The following is an 18,894-nucleotide window of genomic DNA, read 5'->3' as shown; positions in this document are numbered from 1 at the left end:
AAATCGAGAAGGGGTTTCAAGGATGACTACGACAAATGCTGTAATATCTTCAAATTTTATAGAAAATATTATTAACGAAGATTTAAAAACAAATAAAAACAATAGCAAAGTGCATACCCGCTTTCCACCAGAACCTAATGGCTATTTGCACATCGGACATGCAAAGTCCATTTGCCTTAATTTTGGTATTGCGAAAGAATATCAGGGTTTGTGTAATTTGCGCTTTGACGATACGAATCCTAGTAAAGAAGAAGTTGAATATGTAGATTCGATTCAAGAAGATGTAAAATGGCTAGGTTTTGATTGGGATGACCGTATGTTTTATGCTTCTGATTATTTTGAGGAGATCTATAACTGTGCTGTGAAACTCATCAAAGCAGGAAAAGCATATGTGTGTGATTTGAGTCCTCAAGAAATGCGAGAATATCGTGGTACTTTGACAGAACCGGGTAAAAATAGTCCTCATCGTGAACGTTCTGTGGACGAAAATCTTGCTTTATTTGCCGGTATGAGAGCTGGTGAATTTGCCGATGGCTCTAAAGTATTACGGGCTAAAATTGATATGGCATCGCCAAACTTAAACCTACGGGATCCAATTTTGTATCGTATTATGCGGGCGCAGCATCATCGTACAGGTAATACCTGGTGCATTTATCCTATGTATGATTTTGCACATCCTATTTCTGATGCTTTAGAAGGCATTACTCATTCTATTTGTACCTTAGAATTTGAAGATCATCGTCCTCTTTATGATTGGTTGATTTCCTCACTTGCAATGGAAGCTCGTCCCCAGCAAATTGAATTTGCCCGTTTAAATATCACGAATATGGTAATGAGTAAGCGCAAACTTAGAATGTTAGTAGAAGAAGGTTTAGTAGATGGTTGGGATGATCCACGGATGCCTACCATCTCAGGGTTGCGCCGTCGTGGGTATACTCCAGAAGCCATTCGTGATTTCTGTGAACGTATCGGGATTGCAAAAAGCAATAGTACTGTAGATATTGCTATGCTGGAACATTGTATTCGAGAAGATTTAAATAGCAAGGCAATACGGGCTATGGCTGTACTACGTCCTTTGAAGGTAGTCATTACAAATTACCCTGAAGGTCAAGTAGAAGAGTTGGAAACAGAAAATAATCCTGAGCAGCCTGAAATGGGCAGTCGCACGATTCCTTTTTCAAGAGAAATCTATATTGAGCAGGATGATTTCATGGAAGTACCAATAAAAAAATTCTTCCGTTTGGCTCCAGGACAAGAAGTGCGTTTGAAAAATGCTTACTTTATAAAATGTGAAGAAGTAATTAAAGATGAAACAACTGGTGAGATCATCGAGCTGCGTTGCACATATGATCCAGAAACCAAGAGTGGTAGTGGAACAACTCGTAAGGTGAAAGGAACACTGCACTGGGTTTCTGCTCCTCAGGCTGCTCAAGCAGAAGTGAGATTATATGACTATTTGCTTTCAGAAGAAGAAGATGCCGAGCAAGGGGAAAAGGATTTTAAGGAAGCGATGAATCCTAATTCCATGATTCGACTGACAAATTGTATGGTAGAACCTAGTTTGCTTAAGGCTACTGCAGACCAACGATATCAATTCTTACGCCAAGGCTACTTCTGCTTGGATGCTAAGGATTCTACAGCAGAGTTACCTGTATTTAATCGTGTTGTAGGGCTCAGGGATTCCTGGGCAAAAGCACAGAAGGCATAAAAATAAGGGGCTCGTCAGCAAAATGACGAGCTCCTTATTTTGGTTTAAGTCAGCGTGCTTATTTCAAATAATCCCCGCACTGTGAATCATTTGCAATAATATGAAGCAAGCTGCAATGAAGAGAAAAGCAGCTGCTCCTAATTGTAGAACCATAATAAAAACTCCTTTTCTTGATATTTAATATAGAGTTTTCTCACGCTTCTAAGTTATTGTATCCCTAGAAATTATAAAAATGTAAGATTTACAGAATCAGAATAAGTAGAGATAATAATTCAATAAAAAACACAAGAGTTGGCTGGCCGGTGAGAAGCCAGCATTAGCGAGGCCTATTTTTACGGAATCAGAAAGTATAATACTTTCTTGATTCTAAGTAAAAACGACTAAGGCTTCTGCCTGCGTCCGAGGACTTGGCACAAGCCAAGTCTTTTCTTATCGAGAAAAAGCTAGAAGCCCTATTCCGTTAGTGGAATAGGGCTTCTAGTTTTAAATATAATATTACATTTTAAACTTATGTACAGCCTTCTGTAATTCTTCAGCCATGTTGGCTAATAATTGGCTAGCATGAGAGATTTCCCCCATGGAAGCGGACTGTTCTTCAGTAGCTGCTGAGACGGTTTGTGTTTGGAGGGCAGTGTCTTTACTGATATCATCAATAGTATGCATGGTAGCTACTACTTTTTGGCTACCACTTGCTATTTGCTGAATTGATGCGGATATTTCCTGTACCTGTCCAGACATTTGTGTAACAGACGATGTGATTTGCTGGAAGGCTTGTCCTGCGTTATTCACGACTTCGGTACCAATTTTAACTTCTTGAGTTCCATTATTCATCGATTCTACAGCTTTGTCCGCTTCCATTTGAATACCGTTGATTAAAGTAGTAATTTGTTTTGCTGCATCATGAGATTGTTCCGCTAGTTTTCTTACCTCATCAGCAACAACTGCAAAGCCCCGACCTTGTTCTCCGGCACGTGCTGCTTCAATAGCGGCATTTAACGCTAATAAATTTGTTTGGCCAGCAATTCCAGCGATGGTATCGATAATTTGTCCAATTTCTTTGGAACGATCACCTAAGGTAGCGACTACTTGAGCGGAATTTATGACAGTACTTTCAATGCGATTCATTTGTTCCATGGCAGTAATAATTGCTTTACCACCGTCATTTGCGGTAGTTGCTGTTTGTTCCGAAGTACTGGAAACCATATTGGCTTGTTCAGCAATATGATGGATACTAGTAGATATTTCGGTTACGATATCGGTTGCTTGATTAACAGCTGTAAGTTGTTTATCCGTAGCACCTGCTACTTGGGTAATGGAGTGGGCTACTTGATCAACGGCTTGTGCTGACTGCTCGGCACCAGCCATTAATTGTTCAGAGGAGGAAGCAACTTGTTCAGATGTCGCTACGATATTTTGGATGATTTGTTTAAAGTTAACTTGCATTTTGTTGAGGGCCTGGGAAAGTTGATTAATTTCCAATGCACCTTGAGCCTTGATGTCGCCAGTTAAATCACCATTTGCTAATAAGTCGGCATTGACAGCTAACTGTTGCAGGGGTCTGGAAATACTGCGACCAATGAAAAAGGCTGTGATTGCAGCACATGCGACGGCCAATAAACTTAGTAATACAGTAACGAGTAAAGATGATAAGAGGGTGCTGTTTATTTCCTTTGTAGGCATATAGGCGGCAATCGCCCAGTTGTATTTTGGAATAGGGGTAAATACAGTCAATGCTTCTGCTCCGTTCGTTGCTACAGCGGTAGTACTGCCGGATTGTCCTTGAAGAGCCTTAGAAATATAACTAAGCTCAGCAACACTTTCCTTTTGCAAAACCCGGTCTTTATTAGGATGAGCAATAAGCACTCCTTGCTTGTCAACAATGTCGATATAGCCAGTATTACCGATTTTGCCACTGTTGGCGATATCTTGAATGGAACTAAGGCTAATATCGGCAGACATAAGTCCAATAACTGCCCCAGTAATGTCCTTAATAGGAGTGTAGATTGTCACGCAGGGGGCCTGTGTAGAGGCTGATATGTATACGTCTGAAAAGAAGGTTTTACCCTGCAAAGCACTTATAATATTTGCCTTACCGGATTGGTCTCGCAACTCTCCGGAAGTTCGAGCAATTTGCATTGAATTGATATTGTTGGCGATTACTAACTCGAAAATTGGGTTTTGTTTTTTCATCTCAAGTAATGCAGCCTTTATAGCGACTGGATCTAATGTTTTGTTTGTCGATGATGCACCAATTGCTGTGGCCGTTGTCACTAGTAATCCTTGAGAATCCTCTAAAAGACGCTCAATCTGATTAGAAAGCTGGGTAGTTAACACTATGTTATTTTGGACAATTGCAGATTTTTTTTCGGTTACGTCTTGGTAGGCATTCAGTATGCCCACTATACAGGTAGGCAGTAAAGCAAATAGTACAAATAACACGATTAACCGGATCCTTAGACTGTTTGCTGCTTGTAATTTACTAAACGTGTAAGTTTGCATAGTATTCCTCCTAAAATGTATATTGTATTATATTTAAAAGCAGTCCGAATTCCATTATAACATGGAAAGGGATGTTTTGCTAAAAGAGGATTTCTTTAGGCAATTTTATGGTATATTTTATCGAAATAACAGAAAAATAATTAATTATTAAAAAAGATAAGGAGAAGAATACTATTTTTCTAAAAAAAGAGAAGTATTTTATAAATCTTTTCTTGCACACTAGACAAGAAAGGTTTAAAATAAAATTCGCAGTGAATTAAAATTGGAAAAGATTGGGGCGGTGATAGTGAATTCCATGAAAAGAAGAATTTCAATTGTTGGTGTACCTATGTGGCTGGGACAGACACGTTATGGTACCAACTTAGGACCTCATAGTATCCGTAGCGCAGGTTTGGTAGAGCGTCTAAAGGGCGTAGGGCAACATGTAGTTGACGAAGGTAATCTTACGATTGGCATTACGGGACGATTTAGGCAGACCGGTGAAAATATTAAAAATGTTAAGACCCTTGTTGAGTCAAGTGAGAAATTAGCAACAAAGGTTTCAGATATTATACAAGAAGGACGTTTCCCTCTTGTTTTAGGGGGAGACCATAGTATTGCTATGGGGACACTGGCTGGAATTGCCAAACATTATAAAAATCTAGGTGTAATTTGGTATGATGCTCATGCGGATCTAAACACACCTGAGACTTCACCTAGTGGCAATATTCACGGCATGCCTTTGGCGGCTAGCATGGGGCTAGGACACTCTGCTCTTACCTATATTGGTGGTTATCATGGGAAAGTGAAACCAGAGCACATTGTGTTGATTGGTGCCCGAGATATTGATGAGGGCGAAAAGTTATTAATTGCAGAAAGAAATATAAAAATGTATACAGCTGAGGATGTAAAAAGACTAGGAATCGAAGTCGTCATAGCCGAAACCTTACGGTATTTGTCTGAGCGCTGTGATGGAATTCATCTTAGCTTTGACGTAGATGGTATAGATCCTCGAGAATTCCCGGGAGTAGGCACTCCCGTTGCTGATGGTATCAGTTATAAAGAGAGCTTACAAGCTGTTAGGTTATTATCGGCATCCAATCAATTGATTTCTGCAGAATTTGTGGAAGTGAATCCTTTGTTAGACAAAGATGACACTACAGCTCGTTTAACCGTTAACTTAATCGGAGCATTATTTGGTGAAAGAGGAAAGAGCAGACAGGCGCAAAGAGTCTATGGCCGGCGGAAAAGTGCTGAGGCAATGTAATTATAAATGAAATAACAAAAATAGAGGGTTTCGCTTTATTAAGCGAAACCCTCTATTTTTGTTGAAGTACTCAAGTTATTATCAGTTGCTAGCGTTTGGTTTTACGGAATCAGAAAGTATAGCACTTTCTTGATTCCAAGTAAGGACGACTAAGGCTTCTGCCTGCGTCCGAGGACTTGGCAGAAGCCTTAGTCTTTTCTTAAAATTTAAATGTCGCACCCAACGCTGTACGGTTACTGTTGCTGCCTTCATCTGGCATAAAGGAGCGGTAGTTTACATTAAGGTCAAGATTGTTAGTCAGGTTGTAATTAGCCCCAACTTGCAGTTCTTTAAAACCAGAAGCGCCGACCAGAGAGGCATAGCCATCTAAGGAAGGAGCTAATGGGCTTGTCACTGCTGCCCCTACATAGATTTTTGAATTGGAATTATAATCTCTGCTACCAATAATAGCTCTAATATTATTATTAACATTAACTTGTCCGTAAATGTCGTTCTTTTGGAATCCAAGTGTAAGGTTATCAGACATCTTGTGTTCGAGATAGAAAGAGTCATCCACTACACCGACAGCTGTCTGACCTTGTGACAGATTATTAATAGGGGCGGCAAAACCAGTACTGATACCGAAGGCGAGTAGGGAAGCCACAGTAAGTGCGATTTTTTTCATGATAAGTCCTCCTGGAATGTTTAATTCTTAATTGGCACTTCATTTACTAAGTATCATTATGTAGGTTAATGAGTAGCCTGTGTTGCATTATATCATTTAAATAAGACAAAAGTGTGACAAGGGTAATAGGCAGGGAACATTTATCTTCGTGTATATTGGTATTGTTGTCATACTTTCATCACAACTTTATAGTATCATATTTCCTATATGTAAAAAATTACATACCAATAAGGAGTGCTTATTTTGAAAAACAAAAGGATTTTGCTAATTATTTTTTCTTTTCTTCTAGTAAACATGCTTTATATCAATACTGCAGCGGCAACCTCTAAAGTCCCTATCTCTGGAAAAATAACGGATTCAGACTTAAGACCAATTACTGGAGCAAAAATAGTGTTCGAAATGGAAGGTGGCTTGAATGGCATACAAGTTGCCAAGACTGACTATCGGGGTAATTATACAATTTACTTACCATTAACAAGCAAAACCTACTGGGTAACGATAGGTAAAGATAAATACAGAACATACCGGGGAAAAATTCATCTAAAGGATGATAGCGATAACTTTAATTTCACTGTACATAAATAAAAGTATCTCATCACAACAAGACGTGATTGCTCAAGGGGAGATAAAGGGGATCCGTCTTGTGACAAAAGTATATCTGCTTAGTTAATTTTACATAACATGCAAAAAGAGATCATTAATGAAAGCCGATTTCGAATAAAGGTTTTAAGGCTCAACAAGTAGTATCAGCTGCATGTTGAGCCTTTTGCGAGCAGCAAGTTGATTGAACTCACCTTGATATCCTATTATTGCGGCTAAACCGTATTTTTTACACTTAGTGTAACATTTAACATTTTCTTAATCATTCATTAACGTAAAATTTATATGATTCCATTATAATTGAATTAGCTTCGTATAATAAAAAATAAAGTACCTACCGTATTATTAAAATCTGATAATGAGAGGTGTCTTATGGCAATTAGGCCTATAGAGATTATGTTCGCAATATCAGACACAGGCGGTGGACATCGCAGTGCTGCGACATCAATAATAGCTGCATTTGATAAAGAACAGAGCATACAATCTACCATTGTCGATTTTTTAAGAACAACAAATTTTCCAGGTTTAAAAAAAGCACCAGAAATTTATGATTACTGCTCCAGAAACCATGTTTGGCTAAACAATTTGTTCTTCAAAGAAACTAATAGTATTAGTCGTATCAATGCACTAACAAAAATAGTATATTCTCAATCTCACTATAGTATTAAACGAGCAATAGCTGATAGCCAGCCGGATGCCGTTGTAGCCGTTCATCCACTAGTTATTGGTTTACTGCAACAAACTCGCAAAAAGTTACGAGCCACTTGGCCAATCATAGCTGTCATTACAGATCTTGTTACCATACATGCATCATGGGCAACACCAGGAGCGGATCTATATCTTGTTCCTACAAAAGAAGCATTTCAATCTCTAATAAAGTATGGGATTCCTTACAGTCAGATTATCTACACTGGTTTTCCAGTACACCCTAAATTTTCAAATAGTAAATTATCAAAAAAACAAGCATGTGATGAACTTGGCATAAAAAACGAACCCTTTACAATTCTCCTTGCAGGTGGTGGAGTTGGGGCAGGCAATATGGGGGATTGGGTTCATACCTTAAAAAAACAGTGTCCTGATAAACAAATACTTGTCATAGCAGGCAATAACAAAGATTTATATGATGAACTTAACAACCCCAAAATTCATTCCGACCGATTGCACGTCTACGGTTTTGTCAATAACATGGAAACATTAATGGCAGCAAGTGATGTAATTGTCTCTAAAGCTGGTCCTGGTACTCTTATGGAAGGCGTATCAATGAAAAAAAAGCTAATTGTCACGGAAGCAATTGGTATCCAAGAGACGGGTAATATTGAATTTGTTAATAGAAATCAATTAGGTTACCATTGTCCGACCCCCAGCGAAGCATGCACAATAATTAACGAAATGGCTATTTTTGCTTCTTATAGTAATGTGATGACTAACAATACAATTCCGATAAATGGTTCTCAGAATATCGCTCAGATTATTCTTGATACAATTAACACAACTTTAGCTATCAATAATCCTAATACCTTCCAAGAAAAACATATTGTTATCGGGGCATAAGAATAGGAGCCATTCCCTTTTAGTGGGGAAGAGGCTCCTGTTTTTCTAGCAACTTTATTGGATAAGGTTGCTTATAATTCAAGCTCTATTTGGTAGGATGTATCTATCATTTTCAAGATTGGAAATTAAATCATGCTACTCATGCTAATATATTTAAAGATGGTTTTTTATTTTTTTTCTTTATCGCACTTACTGTTTTTGCTTCATTATTTTTACTGTTATCATTTGTCGTATCAGCATCCATTTCATCTTTCTTCCTTTTACGTTCTACTTCAGCGGCCTCAATTCCCAATTCTTTCGCAGCGTTAACGTTTTCATCTACAGAAATATCTGCTTTGGCTAGCATTAAATGCCCCATACTAGTGTTAAAAAGATAGGTTTCATGCTCCCTTCTAATTTTCTCCCGTTTACTAGGACTTTTAGCTGGTGATGATTCGTTTTTATACCAATCGTCTTGAAGTTTCTGTGCGGTTTTTGCATACTGAACCTGTTGTATTTGCTTTGTAACTCCTTGTAAGGCTACCATCGTTTCTTTTCTGCCTGTATGAGAACTAGCATCGTCATTTCCATTATTGCCAGTGTCAGATTGTAATTTCTTTAACATGTCATCCCTATATTTTTCTAGGGAATTTAACGTACTATTCGAGTTAGTATTTAATAAATTAGTGATTAGCCCTCTGCTGTTAGACATTAAGAGTCCCCTCCTTAATCATTGACAAATATAACCATTATATTACATATCGAAGAAATTACCAGCAATGTTAAGTAGTAAGACTGATAAAATAAAAAAACGTTTTTTACCTGCAACGTACCAACGCAGTCGGGCCAGGGTAGGACTTTTCCTCTCTCATACCGAATAACACTGCTAATAGCAAGATATAAGGTTAGAGGTGAAACACAAGTGAAGCTTCGTTTAATTATGGGAAGAGCTGGGGCTGGTAAGACTCAGTATTGTTTAGAAGAAATGGGCCAAATGCTAACAGCATCACCAGAGGGACGGTCTATGATAATGATCTTACCGGAGCACGCTACCTTTCAGGTAGAGCATGAGTTAGCATCTACTCCGGGCATTGACGGTTTTACTAGGGCCTATGTCTTTGGCTTTCGCCGTTTGGCGCATCGAATCTTAATGGAAACAGGTGGTGCGGTTCGCCCTCATATTACAGAACTTGGGAAACGCATCGTATTGAATAAATTATTACATGAGCATCGTGAAGATTTTAAAATATTTCACCGGGCGGCTGCCCAACGTAGTTTTGCCGATATTTTAGCCAGTATGATTCAAGAGTTTAAAGCCTATGGTGTATCTCCAGAATCTTTGGCAGAGGTAGAAGGGCAATGCGGTGATTTGCCGATTGGTGATAAAATTCATGATTTAGCCTTAGTCTATCAAGGTTTTGAAAACTTCTTGCAAGGGCGTTATACCGATCCAGAAGATTATCTCACCTTCTTGGCAAAGAAGATTCCCCAGTCTGCCATTTTACATCAAGCAGAGGTGTGGATTGATGGCTTTACTTGGTTCAATCCGCAAGAAGCAGATGTAGTGGCTCAGCTATTAGCAAATTCTGCTAGTGTGACCATTACCTTGTGTTTGGCAGATGCCAAGTCGGTTGAACAGGCAAGTGAGACAGCCTTATTTCATCGTCAATGGGACACCCGAAGAAAGTTATTGGATATGGCAAAGAAGATGGGGGCAGAAATTGAAGAAGTGGAGTTAACCCAAAGCCAACGATTTATGGCTCCTTTGCTAGGGCATATGGAAGCGCATCTATTTACTTTTCCTTCTCCAGTTTGGGCAGGTGAAACTAAAGGAGTTGTGGTAACGGAAGCTGCCAATCGCCGGGTAGAAGTCGAAGGTATGGCAAGGGATATGTTACGTTTATGTCGGGAGGAAGGATATCGTTGGAGAGATATTGGTATTCTGCTTCGTGATCCAGAAAGTTATGCGGAACTTGTGGAGACTGTGTTAGCTGACTATGAGATACCTTTCTTTAGTGACCGAAAACGCCAACCAGTGCATCATCCCTTAGCGGAATTATTGCGTTCCAGTATAGAAGTGATCACGGAAAGATGGGGTTATGAACCCTTGTTTCGCTGTTTTAAGACAGATTTATTTGATTTGTCCCGGGATGATATTGATAAATTGGAAAACTATGTATTGGAGTTTGGTATTCGCGGTACAAAATGGACGAATGGTCAGCTGTGGACATTTATTCGCCGCTTTTCCTTAGGGGAAGATGCGGAACTAAATGAGGTACAACAAGAGCATCTTCAAACTATCAATGAGGTTAGAAGCAAAGTTTCTGCGCCTTTACTTGTCTTTGAACAGCAAATGAAAACCGCAACGACGGTACTAGAGATGACGACAGCTTTATATGATTTTTTAGCAGGATTGATGGTGCCGGAAAAATTAGAACAGTGGGCGGTGCATGCCGAAGAAATAGGGGATTTGGAGCAGGCAAGGGAACATCGTCAGTTATGGGATCAAGTGATTCAGTTATTAGAACAAATTGTGGAGATCTGCGGCACTGAGGAGATGGCAGTAGCCGACTATGGGATTATGTTGAGTGAAGGCTTGGAAGGTCTTACTCTCAGTCTCATTCCTCCAGGGCTTGATTATGTTACCGTATCTCCTATGGAGCAGACTAGTTTGGTAAATATCAAGGCTATTTATGTTCCAGGGGTAAATGATGGAGTGTTGCCCATGCGCGGGAGGGGTGAAGGTTTATTAACGGATGCGGAACGGGGGCAAATGATTCAATTTGGTTTAGAGCTAGCCCCAGGCTCACAGTCCGATTCTTTTGCGGAGCGGTTTTTGGTATATACAGCCTTAACAAGAGCGAAAGAGTATTTATGGCTTAGCTATCCTCTGGCAGATGAAGAAGGCAAGGGGCTTAGCCCATCCTTGCTAATTAAACGGGTTCGAGAATTGGCAAGAGTACCCTTTCATTCTTTGCCTGTAGAGCCTATAACTGGGAGTGAACAGCAGTATATCGCTCATGGGAAACGCAGTATTTCCGCTTTGGCTGCCGTACTTCGAAGCTACAAGAGCGGTGAGAAGATTGCTGGCGTGTGGTGGGATGTTTATAACTGGGCAAGACAAGAACAAGGGCTGGAATGGTATGTGCAAAGAGCCGTAGCTGGGTTGTTTCATCACAATCAGGTAGAATCATTGCCTGGAAATTTGGCGAATCGTTTATATCCGAAGCAGAATAAACTGCGGGGCAGTGTTACCCGTTTTGAATCCTATCAGGCCTGTCCCTTCAAACATTTTGCGCAGTATGGTTTAAGTCTTAAGGAGCGAGCGGTTTTTCGTTTGCAGGCACCTGACTGGGGGCAGTTTTTGCATGCTGCTCTCAAAGGATTTGGTGATAGCTTACAAGAAGCCGGTCGTGACTGGGGTAGTATGAACGAAGGGGAGTATAAGGAGATTGTAAACCAAGTAGTGGAAGAATTGGCGCCAAAACTGCAGAATGAGATTTTGTTAAGCTCGGAACAGCATAAGCACTTGGTGGGCAGACTGAAGCGGACTGTAACTCGTGCCGTACGTCGTTTAGTCGAATTCGATCGGGTAAGTACGTTTAAACCCATAGCCATGGAAAAATCATTCGGGCGGGGGGAGGATGCTTTGCCACCTCTCGTCTATATGTTGCCAGATGATATTTCCTTGGAAATAGTCGGGCAAATTGATCGCTTGGACATTGGGGAATTGGAAGGCAAAAAGTATATGCTAATTATTGATTATAAGTCAGGGGGAGCTTGGCTTAAATTAGTGGATGTGTATTATGGTTTGCGTCTCCAGCTATTAACGTATCTGCTAGTAGCAAGTAAAGCGTATAAAGACTGTTTACCTGCTGGAGTGTTGTATTATTTCTTAAAGAATCCGAATCTCTCAGATAAAATTAAGTTAGACGCCGATGAAATTTGTAAAAAAATTAATGGACTCTTAAAGATGCCAGGTTGGGTACTAGCCGATTCTCAAGTAATACGGTTATTGGATCACACCATTGATGGTTATTCTGAATTCTTGAAGGTTGCCTTGAAAAAGGATGATACCTTTTATAGTAATTGCTTGTCTTATGTCAAAGAACCTGAAGAGTTCCAATTATTACTTAGCCATGTAGAGCAAAAATTAGTTGATACGGCACGAGAAATTATGGCAGGGAAAATCGAGATTAGTCCTTATGCTTTAGATAAAAGGACTCCTTGTGGCTTTTGTCAGTACAGTGCCGTATGTCAGTTTGATAGTTTGTTGCCAGAAAATCAATATCGTAGATTGGCAAAGCCAGATGAAAGTACTATTATGGGGAAAATTACCCAAGGCCAGGAGGTAAAACCAAATGAGTTGGTCTGAGCAGCAGTTATTGGCAATTGAAACACGGAATAAAAATCTATTAGTAGCTGCGGCTGCTGGTTCGGGTAAAACCTCGGTACTAGTTGAACGGATTATTTCTCGTATATTAGATAAAGAGCAACCAGTTGATGTGGATAAGGTGCTAGTTGTTACCTTTACCAATGCAGCAGCGGCTGAAATGCGCGGGCGCATTGGCTCGGCTCTGAATGATGCATTAAAAAAACAGCCTCGTTCTGAGCATATTCAGCGGCAGCTAGCGCTGCTCAATTCTTCTGCCATTTCTACCATTCATGCCTTTTGTCAAAACATTGTACGACAGAATTTTCATCTCTTAGATTTAGATCCTCAATTTCGCATTGCTGGTCAGGCAGAAGTGACAATTATGAAAACAGAAGTGCTGGAAAACTTGTTTGAGGCGAAATACGCTCAAGGGGATGAGGCATTTCTAGACTTGGTAGAACACTATGGGGATGAACAAAGTGACAATTCCTTATATCAATTGGTACTAGGATTATATAATTTCTCCCAGAGTCATCCTTGGCCAGAAAAATGGTTAGCTGGTCTTTCACAAGAGTTTGCTTTGCCTGAAGCAGCTACTGTTGATCAAACTCCTTGGTCGAAGTTAATTCGGGAGAAAATAGTCTTGGATTTGGAACAGGCAGGGCAGCAATTAGATGTTCTTTGCCTAGAGGCTGGAAGACCTGGCAGTATAGACGCCTATGTAGATACCTTTATGGCAGATCGGACTGTCCTTGATGAACTGCTGTCTGCAGCTAATCACTCATGGGAAAGTCTGGCTACTGCGATTGCTGGTTGTAAGTTTGAGAAAATTGCGGCCGTGCCAAAAGGTACAGATGAATCCATGAAGAAGTATTTTCAACGAGTCAGGCAGAAGGTTAAAGATAAAATCAATGACTGTAAGGTGCATTTCTTTGATCGTCCTGCAGAAGAATTATTGGCAGATATGCGTCTAATTGCTCCTGTAGTGGATACGTTAGGTAAGTTGGTTATTGAATTTGGTCAGGAATTTGCCAAGGCAAAGCGTAGCAAAGATGTATTGGATTTCAATGACTTAGAACATTTTTGTTTACAAATTTTGCTTGCACCGGAAAGTCAGATAGGAGAGATCATACCTTCTTCTGTTGCGATTCAATTGCAGGAACGTTTTGCGGAAGTAATGGTGGATGAATACCAAGATACCAATGGAGTACAGGAAACCATTCTACGTTTGGTAGCCAGTACGAAACAGCCTAATTTATTTTTAGTGGGTGATGTTAAACAGAGTATCTATCGTTTTCGTCTAGCAGAACCGGAATTGTTTATGAAAAAATATCGCCAGTATCCGACTGCCGGAAGCCAGTATGCTCGAATCGACTTATCCCAGAATTTTCGTAGTCGGGCTGGGGTACTTCATGCTGTCAATTTTCTCTTTGCGCAGTTGATGTCGCCCCGGATTGGAGAACTAGAGTATGGAGAGGCGGAGAAACTTAATCCTGGCCCAGATTATCCAGAAGAGCAAGGCAAACTGCTGGAAGGGCCAGTGGAACTCTGCATTGTAGATCGGGATGAAGCGGAAGAACAGATGGGTTCTCCCGAAGGGGAGATGGATACTGGGGAAGGTGTAGAAACCGCTGATGGTCCTGCAGCTGACTTAATGGAAGAGGCAGAACTAAGTGGTTTTGAATTAGAAGCTCGTTTAATTGCCAAAAAGATGAGTGATTTTATGACAGGCAATTATCGTGTATATGATAAAGGGTTAAAAGAGTATCGAAGCCTAGCTTGGCGAGATATCGTCATTTTACTTCGGTCAGTAAAAGGCAAAGCAAATGTAATGCTGGATGTACTAAGAAAGGCAGGTATACCTGCTTATGCTGAACTAGATGCTGGTTACTTTAGGGAAATCGAAGTCCAGATCATGGTATCTTTATTAAGTGTGATCGATAATCCTCGTCAAGATATCGCCTTGGCAGCGGTGCTGCGTTCGCCTTTGGCAGGATTTACGACGGAAGAGCTAGCAGAAGTTCGTTTGTGCTGTCAGGGGGAGGAATTATGGAGCGCTTTGAGCCACGAGGTGGATAACGCAAGTCTAATCGAAGAAACACGGGAAAAAATGAAAAGTTTTGTAAAACAGCTTGAACAATGGCGTAATTTATCTCGTTGTAAGGGTGTTCCAGAACTCATTTGGCAGATTTATCGTGATACGGGTTACTATGATTATGTCGGAGGTATGCCTGGTGGCATGCTAAGGCAAGCCAATTTAAGAGCGCTGCATGATCGGGCTCGTCAATATGAATCAACAAATTTTCGCGGCTTATTTCGCTTTTTGCGTTTTGTAGAGCGTATGCAGGATAAAGGCTCTGACCTTGCTGTTGCCAGAGCCTTGGGGGAAAGTGAAAATGTAGTACGGATTATGAGTATTCATAAAAGTAAGGGACTTGAGTTCCCTCTTGTATTTGTAGCTGATTTAGGCAAGAATATCAATCTGCAAGATAGTAAAGCGTTGGTGTTATGTCACAAGGCCTTAGGGGTTGGCCCTTATGTTACCAATCCAGAACTACGTTTTCGTTACCCTACATTAGCACGACATGGCATTAGTCATAAGCTTATTATGGAGACCAAAGCAGAGGAATTGCGTATTCTTTATGTAGCCTTAACACGAGCAAGGGAAAAATTGATTCTTGTAGGCTCCGTAAGTAAATTGGCTAAAAAGGCGGCTGGGTGGTGTCAATATACAGAACGTCTGCAACCTACATTGCCTGACTCACTAATTGCAGGGGCTAGTAACTATTTGGATTGGTTGTGTCCTGCTGTGGCTCGGCATGAAGGAGGCGCTGCTCTTAGGGCATATGGAGAGTGCGAACAAGAACTGAGACCAATTTTTTCTAAGGACCCGTCAAAATGGCAAGTAGATGTTTATTCTCGTAGTCAATTACTGGAGGTAGATGAGGAGCAATCGGAAGCTGCCGCACTGCTAGAGAATATTCGCAACATGCAACCCGTCGATAGTGGGGAAGATTATGCCTGGGTAGAGAAAACGCTAGGCTGGCAATATGGTTATCAGCATATTGTAGGAAAACCTGCTAAGTTGTCGGTGACGGAAATCAAACGGCGTTTTGATACGCAGGTAATTGAAAGTAGTCAGCAAAACTTTGCTAAAAAATCGATTGCTTTACGTCCACGGTTTATTCAACAGTCCGTGGGATTAACTGGTGCAGAACGCGGCACATTAATGCATAGTATCATGCAACAGATGGATTTACAGGGAGATTTGTCTGAGGGTGGTATTAAAGAACAGATCGCCAATATGGTTGCTAAGGAAATGATCTTACCTGAACACGCTGACATTGTAGATAGTAAAGGTGTGGTAGCCTTTTTTCAAAGTAGCTTAGGTCAGCGGTTATGTTCTTCACCTAAGGTAAGGCGAGAATTACCTTTCAGCCTAGTTCTTCCCGCGGAAAAGTTCTATGATGATATGGCAGGTGCGGGAGAAGGAATCTTCATTCAAGGGGTTATCGACGCCTTGTTTGATGAGGATGATGGCTTAGTATTACTAGATTATAAAACCGACTGGGTCACCGATAGCAAAGAGCTTATTGAGCGCTATACTGTGCAGCTTAATTTATATGCTGATGCAGTAGAACGGATTTTCAAGCAGCCAGTAAAAGAAAAATATTTATATGTATTTAGTACAAAAGAAGCTGTCAAGTTATAACTGACAGCTTCTTTTTACTTTATCAAGATTTATGATTTTAAATAAACCTGCAACCTATACTTAGAGTAGTTTCATGTTATTAATGCTTTACTTTTGAAATGTAACCCTATTTTCTCTGTGTCCTCTGTGCCTCTGCGGTAAAAAAAAGATGGATTAAGCCCTTATTATTCATAATATTGTTAAGCTATCATCTAGGCCAGTACATAATAATCATGACGCCTACTAGGGAAATGAGCCCCCCAATCATATCAAACTTATCTGGGGCGATTTTATCAATGCCCCAACCCCACAAGATAGAAAGAACGATAAAAATTCCTCCATATGCGGCATAAACTCGTCCGAAATTAGCAGGTTGTAATGTAGGGATGAATCCATATGCTACTAAGATGATAGCGCCAAAGATTGCATAGCTAATACCCTTACCATCTCGAACCCAAAGCCAAATTAAGTAACCGCCACCAATTTCAAATAACCCAGCTAGAACAAAAAAAATGACTGATTTTAAAACATCCATTTTTATCCACCCTTTAAATCTTTATTGATAATTATTTTCATTATAACACGTAAAAAAGTATACTGTATAAATACTGTATAGATGAAGCAAAGACAGTCGTAACGTGATATAATACAAAAACAATATCATATAATATAAAAAGGTGGATATGCTAGTAAATAATTACAAGCGTATCTGCAACAAAAGAACGATTGTTTAGTGTAAAAATACTTCGCATGGAGGGAAGGCAGATGTCATATCAAGCGCAAGATTATAGTGATCTTTTGGGTATTCAGGGTTTTAGTGACACGCTCTTAATAAATCATTTTAACGTATACAATGGATATGTTAAAAACGCGAATGAAATTGTAGCGCATATTGAAAACAACTTAGCAGAAGGACAGGCAGACCCCATAGAATATGCAGGACTTAAAAAGCGAATCAACCAGGAAGTTGCTGGTATGCGTTTGCATGAACTGTATTTTGAAAATTTGGGTGGGCGAAATGAGATTCACCTTAGTTCCTCATTATTAAAACTATTGAAGGAAAATTTCGGCAGTTATGAAGCATGGGAAGAAGATTTTAAGGCTACAGCTAGTATGCAAGGCGTTGGTTGGGCTATGCTATGCCAAGATAACAGCAATGGGAAATTAAATAATCTTTGGCTGGATGAACATCATAGCGGGCACCCTGTAGACCGTACCCCCTTATTGGTGTTAGATGCTTGGGAGCATTCTTATATGTTAGACTATGGTTTAAAGAGACCTCAATATATAGCAAACTTTTTCAAGAATATTGATTGGAATGTAGTAGATAACAGAATCAAAATATAAGTATAAAAACTCAAGGAGTACATTCCTTGAGTTTTTTTGTGCCTAAAAATCTTTTCCTTTTTAGTTTTAGAGTAAAGCTTTACCTGACTAAATTTATTTCTTTCCTAAATGTACAGTTGCGATACCTCCTGTCAGTTGGTGGTAGGTAACCTGTTGTAGACCTACTTGACTAAATATATTTGCAATAACGGATTGATGGGGAAGGGTTTTCAAAGAGGCAGGAAGATTGTAGTAAGGGTGATTCTTAGTAAAACCTAAATTCCCTAAGAAGGGGAGTAAGTTCTCAAAGTAAAGGTAATAGAGTTGTTTAAAGATGGGGGCACTAGGCTTAGATAAATCTAAGGATAATACAGTGCCGCCAGGTTTTGTCACACGATACATTTCTTCTAAGGTGCTCTTTATATCTGATACATTTCGAAGGCCGAAGCCAATGGTAGTACAGTCGAAGCAATTTTCAGCAAAGGGTAATTTAAGGGCATTGCCCTGCATGAGGGTAATTTTTTGTTGGTAAGGGGATTTTTGAATATTTTGCTTGGCCTCAAGTAACATACTTTCTGAAAAGTCTAGGCTGATGATCTGTCCACCAACTCCTAGGTATTTTGCTAAAGAGAGGGATAACTTCCCTGTGCCGCAACATACATCTAGGACGGAGTTGTCTTCTTTTAGAGCAGCTTTCGCTGCGGCGAAATTTCGCCAATAGGTATCTTGGTTTAGAGTAAAGAGTGCATTTAATATATCATACCGCTTAGCAATGCTGGAAAATAATTGTTGTACAAAAGCTTCCTGTCGGTGTTGGTCAATTTGTTTCATGCCGAATCCGCCTTTCTGCTCAAGGATGGAGAATAATATAATCATCATTATAATGGCTGTACAAATATTTAGCGAGAAGTAGGTTTATAAGTTAAATTTGTGATCTATGTCATAGGCAAAGGAAGTGTAGTAGCTTATACTAAAAGCAAAAGCGAGAGGAGGGGTTCTACTTTGGAGTTGTGGCAGTGGTTCTGTAAGCTAGGTGATAAACGGACTGGTTATAAAATAAAGAGAGGGAGGGCCCTTCAACCAGTGAAAGAAGTTTCAGAGCGGGTAAGCAAGTCGGGTGTGGACACGGTATGTTCTAGGGTATGTGGTCATGAAAATTGCCAGTGCGGTGGTACCTTAAAAGGTCTACATTGTGTATGGTCATATTATCGACTAGACTAATAAGAAAAAAATTCGACAAAAAAAGCATAAAAAA

Annotated in this window: 13 protein-coding genes; 8 read left to right on the top strand and 5 right to left on the bottom strand. The window is 40.0% G+C overall.

Annotated features, from left to right (window positions below; translation table 11 throughout):
• The first annotated feature begins 22 nt into the window (after positions 1-22).
• Positions 23-1,708: a glutamine--tRNA ligase/YqeY domain fusion protein gene (locus tag QSJ81_RS13150; protein ID WP_285717833.1), complete on the top strand. Its 1,686-nt coding sequence runs from the start codon at positions 23-25 to the stop codon at positions 1,706-1,708.
• Positions 1,709-2,203: 495 nt separating this feature from the next.
• On the opposite strand, the gene QSJ81_RS13145 is transcribed toward QSJ81_RS13150, so the two are convergent.
• Positions 2,204-4,207: a methyl-accepting chemotaxis protein gene (locus QSJ81_RS13145; protein ID WP_285717832.1), complete on the bottom strand. Its 2,004-nt coding sequence runs from the start codon at positions 4,205-4,207 to the stop codon at positions 2,204-2,206.
• 295 nt (positions 4,208-4,502) lie between these two features.
• Here QSJ81_RS13145 and rocF point away from each other — a divergent pair, with 295 nt between their 5' ends.
• Complete coding sequence (gene rocF / locus QSJ81_RS13140) at positions 4,503-5,453, top strand: arginase (protein ID WP_285718151.1); 951 nt, start codon at positions 4,503-4,505, stop codon at positions 5,451-5,453.
• Between the two features lie 199 nt (positions 5,454-5,652).
• Here the strand turns inward: rocF and QSJ81_RS13135 are convergent, their stop codons facing one another.
• Positions 5,653-6,117 (bottom strand): hypothetical protein, encoded by a 465-nt coding sequence (locus QSJ81_RS13135; protein WP_285717831.1) that lies wholly within the window; start codon positions 6,115-6,117, stop codon positions 5,653-5,655.
• A 243-nt stretch (positions 6,118-6,360) separates the two neighbouring features.
• Here QSJ81_RS13135 and QSJ81_RS13130 point away from each other — a divergent pair, with 243 nt between their 5' ends.
• Positions 6,361-6,702 carry a carboxypeptidase-like regulatory domain-containing protein gene (locus QSJ81_RS13130; protein WP_285717830.1) on the top strand — a complete coding sequence of 114 codons (342 nt, stop codon included), beginning with the start codon at positions 6,361-6,363 and terminating at the stop codon, positions 6,700-6,702.
• Between the two features lie 387 nt (positions 6,703-7,089).
• Positions 7,090-8,268, top strand: coding sequence for an MGDG synthase family glycosyltransferase (locus QSJ81_RS13125; RefSeq protein WP_285717829.1), 1,179 nt, complete (start codon positions 7,090-7,092; stop codon positions 8,266-8,268).
• A gap of 139 nt (positions 8,269-8,407) precedes the next feature.
• On the opposite strand, the gene QSJ81_RS13120 is transcribed toward QSJ81_RS13125, so the two are convergent.
• Complete coding sequence (locus QSJ81_RS13120) at positions 8,408-8,959, bottom strand: hypothetical protein (RefSeq protein WP_285717828.1); 552 nt, start codon at positions 8,957-8,959, stop codon at positions 8,408-8,410.
• A 210-nt stretch (positions 8,960-9,169) separates the two neighbouring features.
• Between QSJ81_RS13120 and addB the strand changes: the two genes are divergently transcribed.
• Positions 9,170-12,622 carry a helicase-exonuclease AddAB subunit AddB gene (addB, locus tag QSJ81_RS13115; protein WP_285717827.1) on the top strand — a complete coding sequence of 1,151 codons (3,453 nt, stop codon included), beginning with the start codon at positions 9,170-9,172 and terminating at the stop codon, positions 12,620-12,622.
• Positions 12,609-16,334, top strand: a complete 3,726-nt coding sequence (addA, locus tag QSJ81_RS13110) for a helicase-exonuclease AddAB subunit AddA (RefSeq protein WP_285717826.1) — start codon at positions 12,609-12,611, stop codon at positions 16,332-16,334. The genes addB and addA overlap by 14 nt, the downstream gene beginning before the upstream one ends.
• Before the next feature lie 187 nt (positions 16,335-16,521).
• On the opposite strand, the gene QSJ81_RS13105 is transcribed toward addA, so the two are convergent.
• On the bottom strand, positions 16,522-16,848 hold the full coding sequence (locus QSJ81_RS13105; protein ID WP_285717825.1) for a YnfA family protein: 327 nt from the start codon (positions 16,846-16,848) through the stop codon (positions 16,522-16,524).
• A gap of 230 nt (positions 16,849-17,078) precedes the next feature.
• Between QSJ81_RS13105 and QSJ81_RS13100 the strand changes: the two genes are divergently transcribed.
• A complete protein-coding gene (locus QSJ81_RS13100; protein WP_285717824.1) occupies positions 17,079-17,660 on the top strand; it encodes a superoxide dismutase in 582 nt (193 codons plus the stop codon).
• A 93-nt stretch (positions 17,661-17,753) separates the two neighbouring features.
• Here QSJ81_RS13100 and ubiE read toward each other — a convergent pair whose 3' ends face one another.
• Positions 17,754-18,470 carry a bifunctional demethylmenaquinone methyltransferase/2-methoxy-6-polyprenyl-1,4-benzoquinol methylase UbiE gene (ubiE, locus tag QSJ81_RS13095; protein ID WP_285717823.1) on the bottom strand — a complete coding sequence of 239 codons (717 nt, stop codon included), beginning with the start codon at positions 18,468-18,470 and terminating at the stop codon, positions 17,754-17,756.
• Between the two features lie 171 nt (positions 18,471-18,641).
• Here ubiE and QSJ81_RS13090 point away from each other — a divergent pair, with 171 nt between their 5' ends.
• Positions 18,642-18,860, top strand: coding sequence for a hypothetical protein (locus tag QSJ81_RS13090; RefSeq protein ID WP_285717822.1), 219 nt, complete (start codon positions 18,642-18,644; stop codon positions 18,858-18,860).
• Positions 18,861-18,894: the final 34 nt, after the last annotated feature.

This window comes from Pelosinus sp. IPA-1, assembly GCF_030269905.1.
Classification (GTDB): Bacteria; Bacillota; Negativicutes; order DSM-13327; family DSM-13327; genus Pelosinus.
The sequence above is the reverse complement of the archived record's forward strand: the minus strand, read 5'-3'. Positions and strand labels throughout refer to the sequence as shown.

Bases quoted from the DNA above. Each gene is read 5' to 3' on its own strand.
- QSJ81_RS13150 (WP_285717833.1), top strand. From the start codon at position 23: ATGACTACGACAAATGCTGTAATATCTTCAAATTTTATAGAAAATATT.
- QSJ81_RS13145 (WP_285717832.1), bottom strand. From the start codon at position 4,207: ATGCAAACTTACACGTTTAGTAAATTACAAGCAGCAAACAGTCTAAGG.
- rocF (WP_285718151.1), top strand. From the start codon at position 4,503: ATGAAAAGAAGAATTTCAATTGTTGGTGTACCTATGTGGCTGGGACAG.
- QSJ81_RS13135 (WP_285717831.1), bottom strand. From the start codon at position 6,117: ATGAAAAAAATCGCACTTACTGTGGCTTCCCTACTCGCCTTCGGTATC.
- QSJ81_RS13125 (WP_285717829.1), top strand. From the start codon at position 7,090: ATGGCAATTAGGCCTATAGAGATTATGTTCGCAATATCAGACACAGGC.
- QSJ81_RS13120 (WP_285717828.1), bottom strand. From the start codon at position 8,959: ATGTCTAACAGCAGAGGGCTAATCACTAATTTATTAAATACTAACTCG.
- addA (WP_285717826.1), top strand. From the start codon at position 12,609: ATGAGTTGGTCTGAGCAGCAGTTATTGGCAATTGAAACACGGAATAAA.
- QSJ81_RS13105 (WP_285717825.1), bottom strand. From the start codon at position 16,848: ATGGATGTTTTAAAATCAGTCATTTTTTTTGTTCTAGCTGGGTTATTT.
- QSJ81_RS13100 (WP_285717824.1), top strand. From the start codon at position 17,079: ATGTCATATCAAGCGCAAGATTATAGTGATCTTTTGGGTATTCAGGGT.
- ubiE (WP_285717823.1), bottom strand. From the start codon at position 18,470: ATGAAACAAATTGACCAACACCGACAGGAAGCTTTTGTACAACAATTA.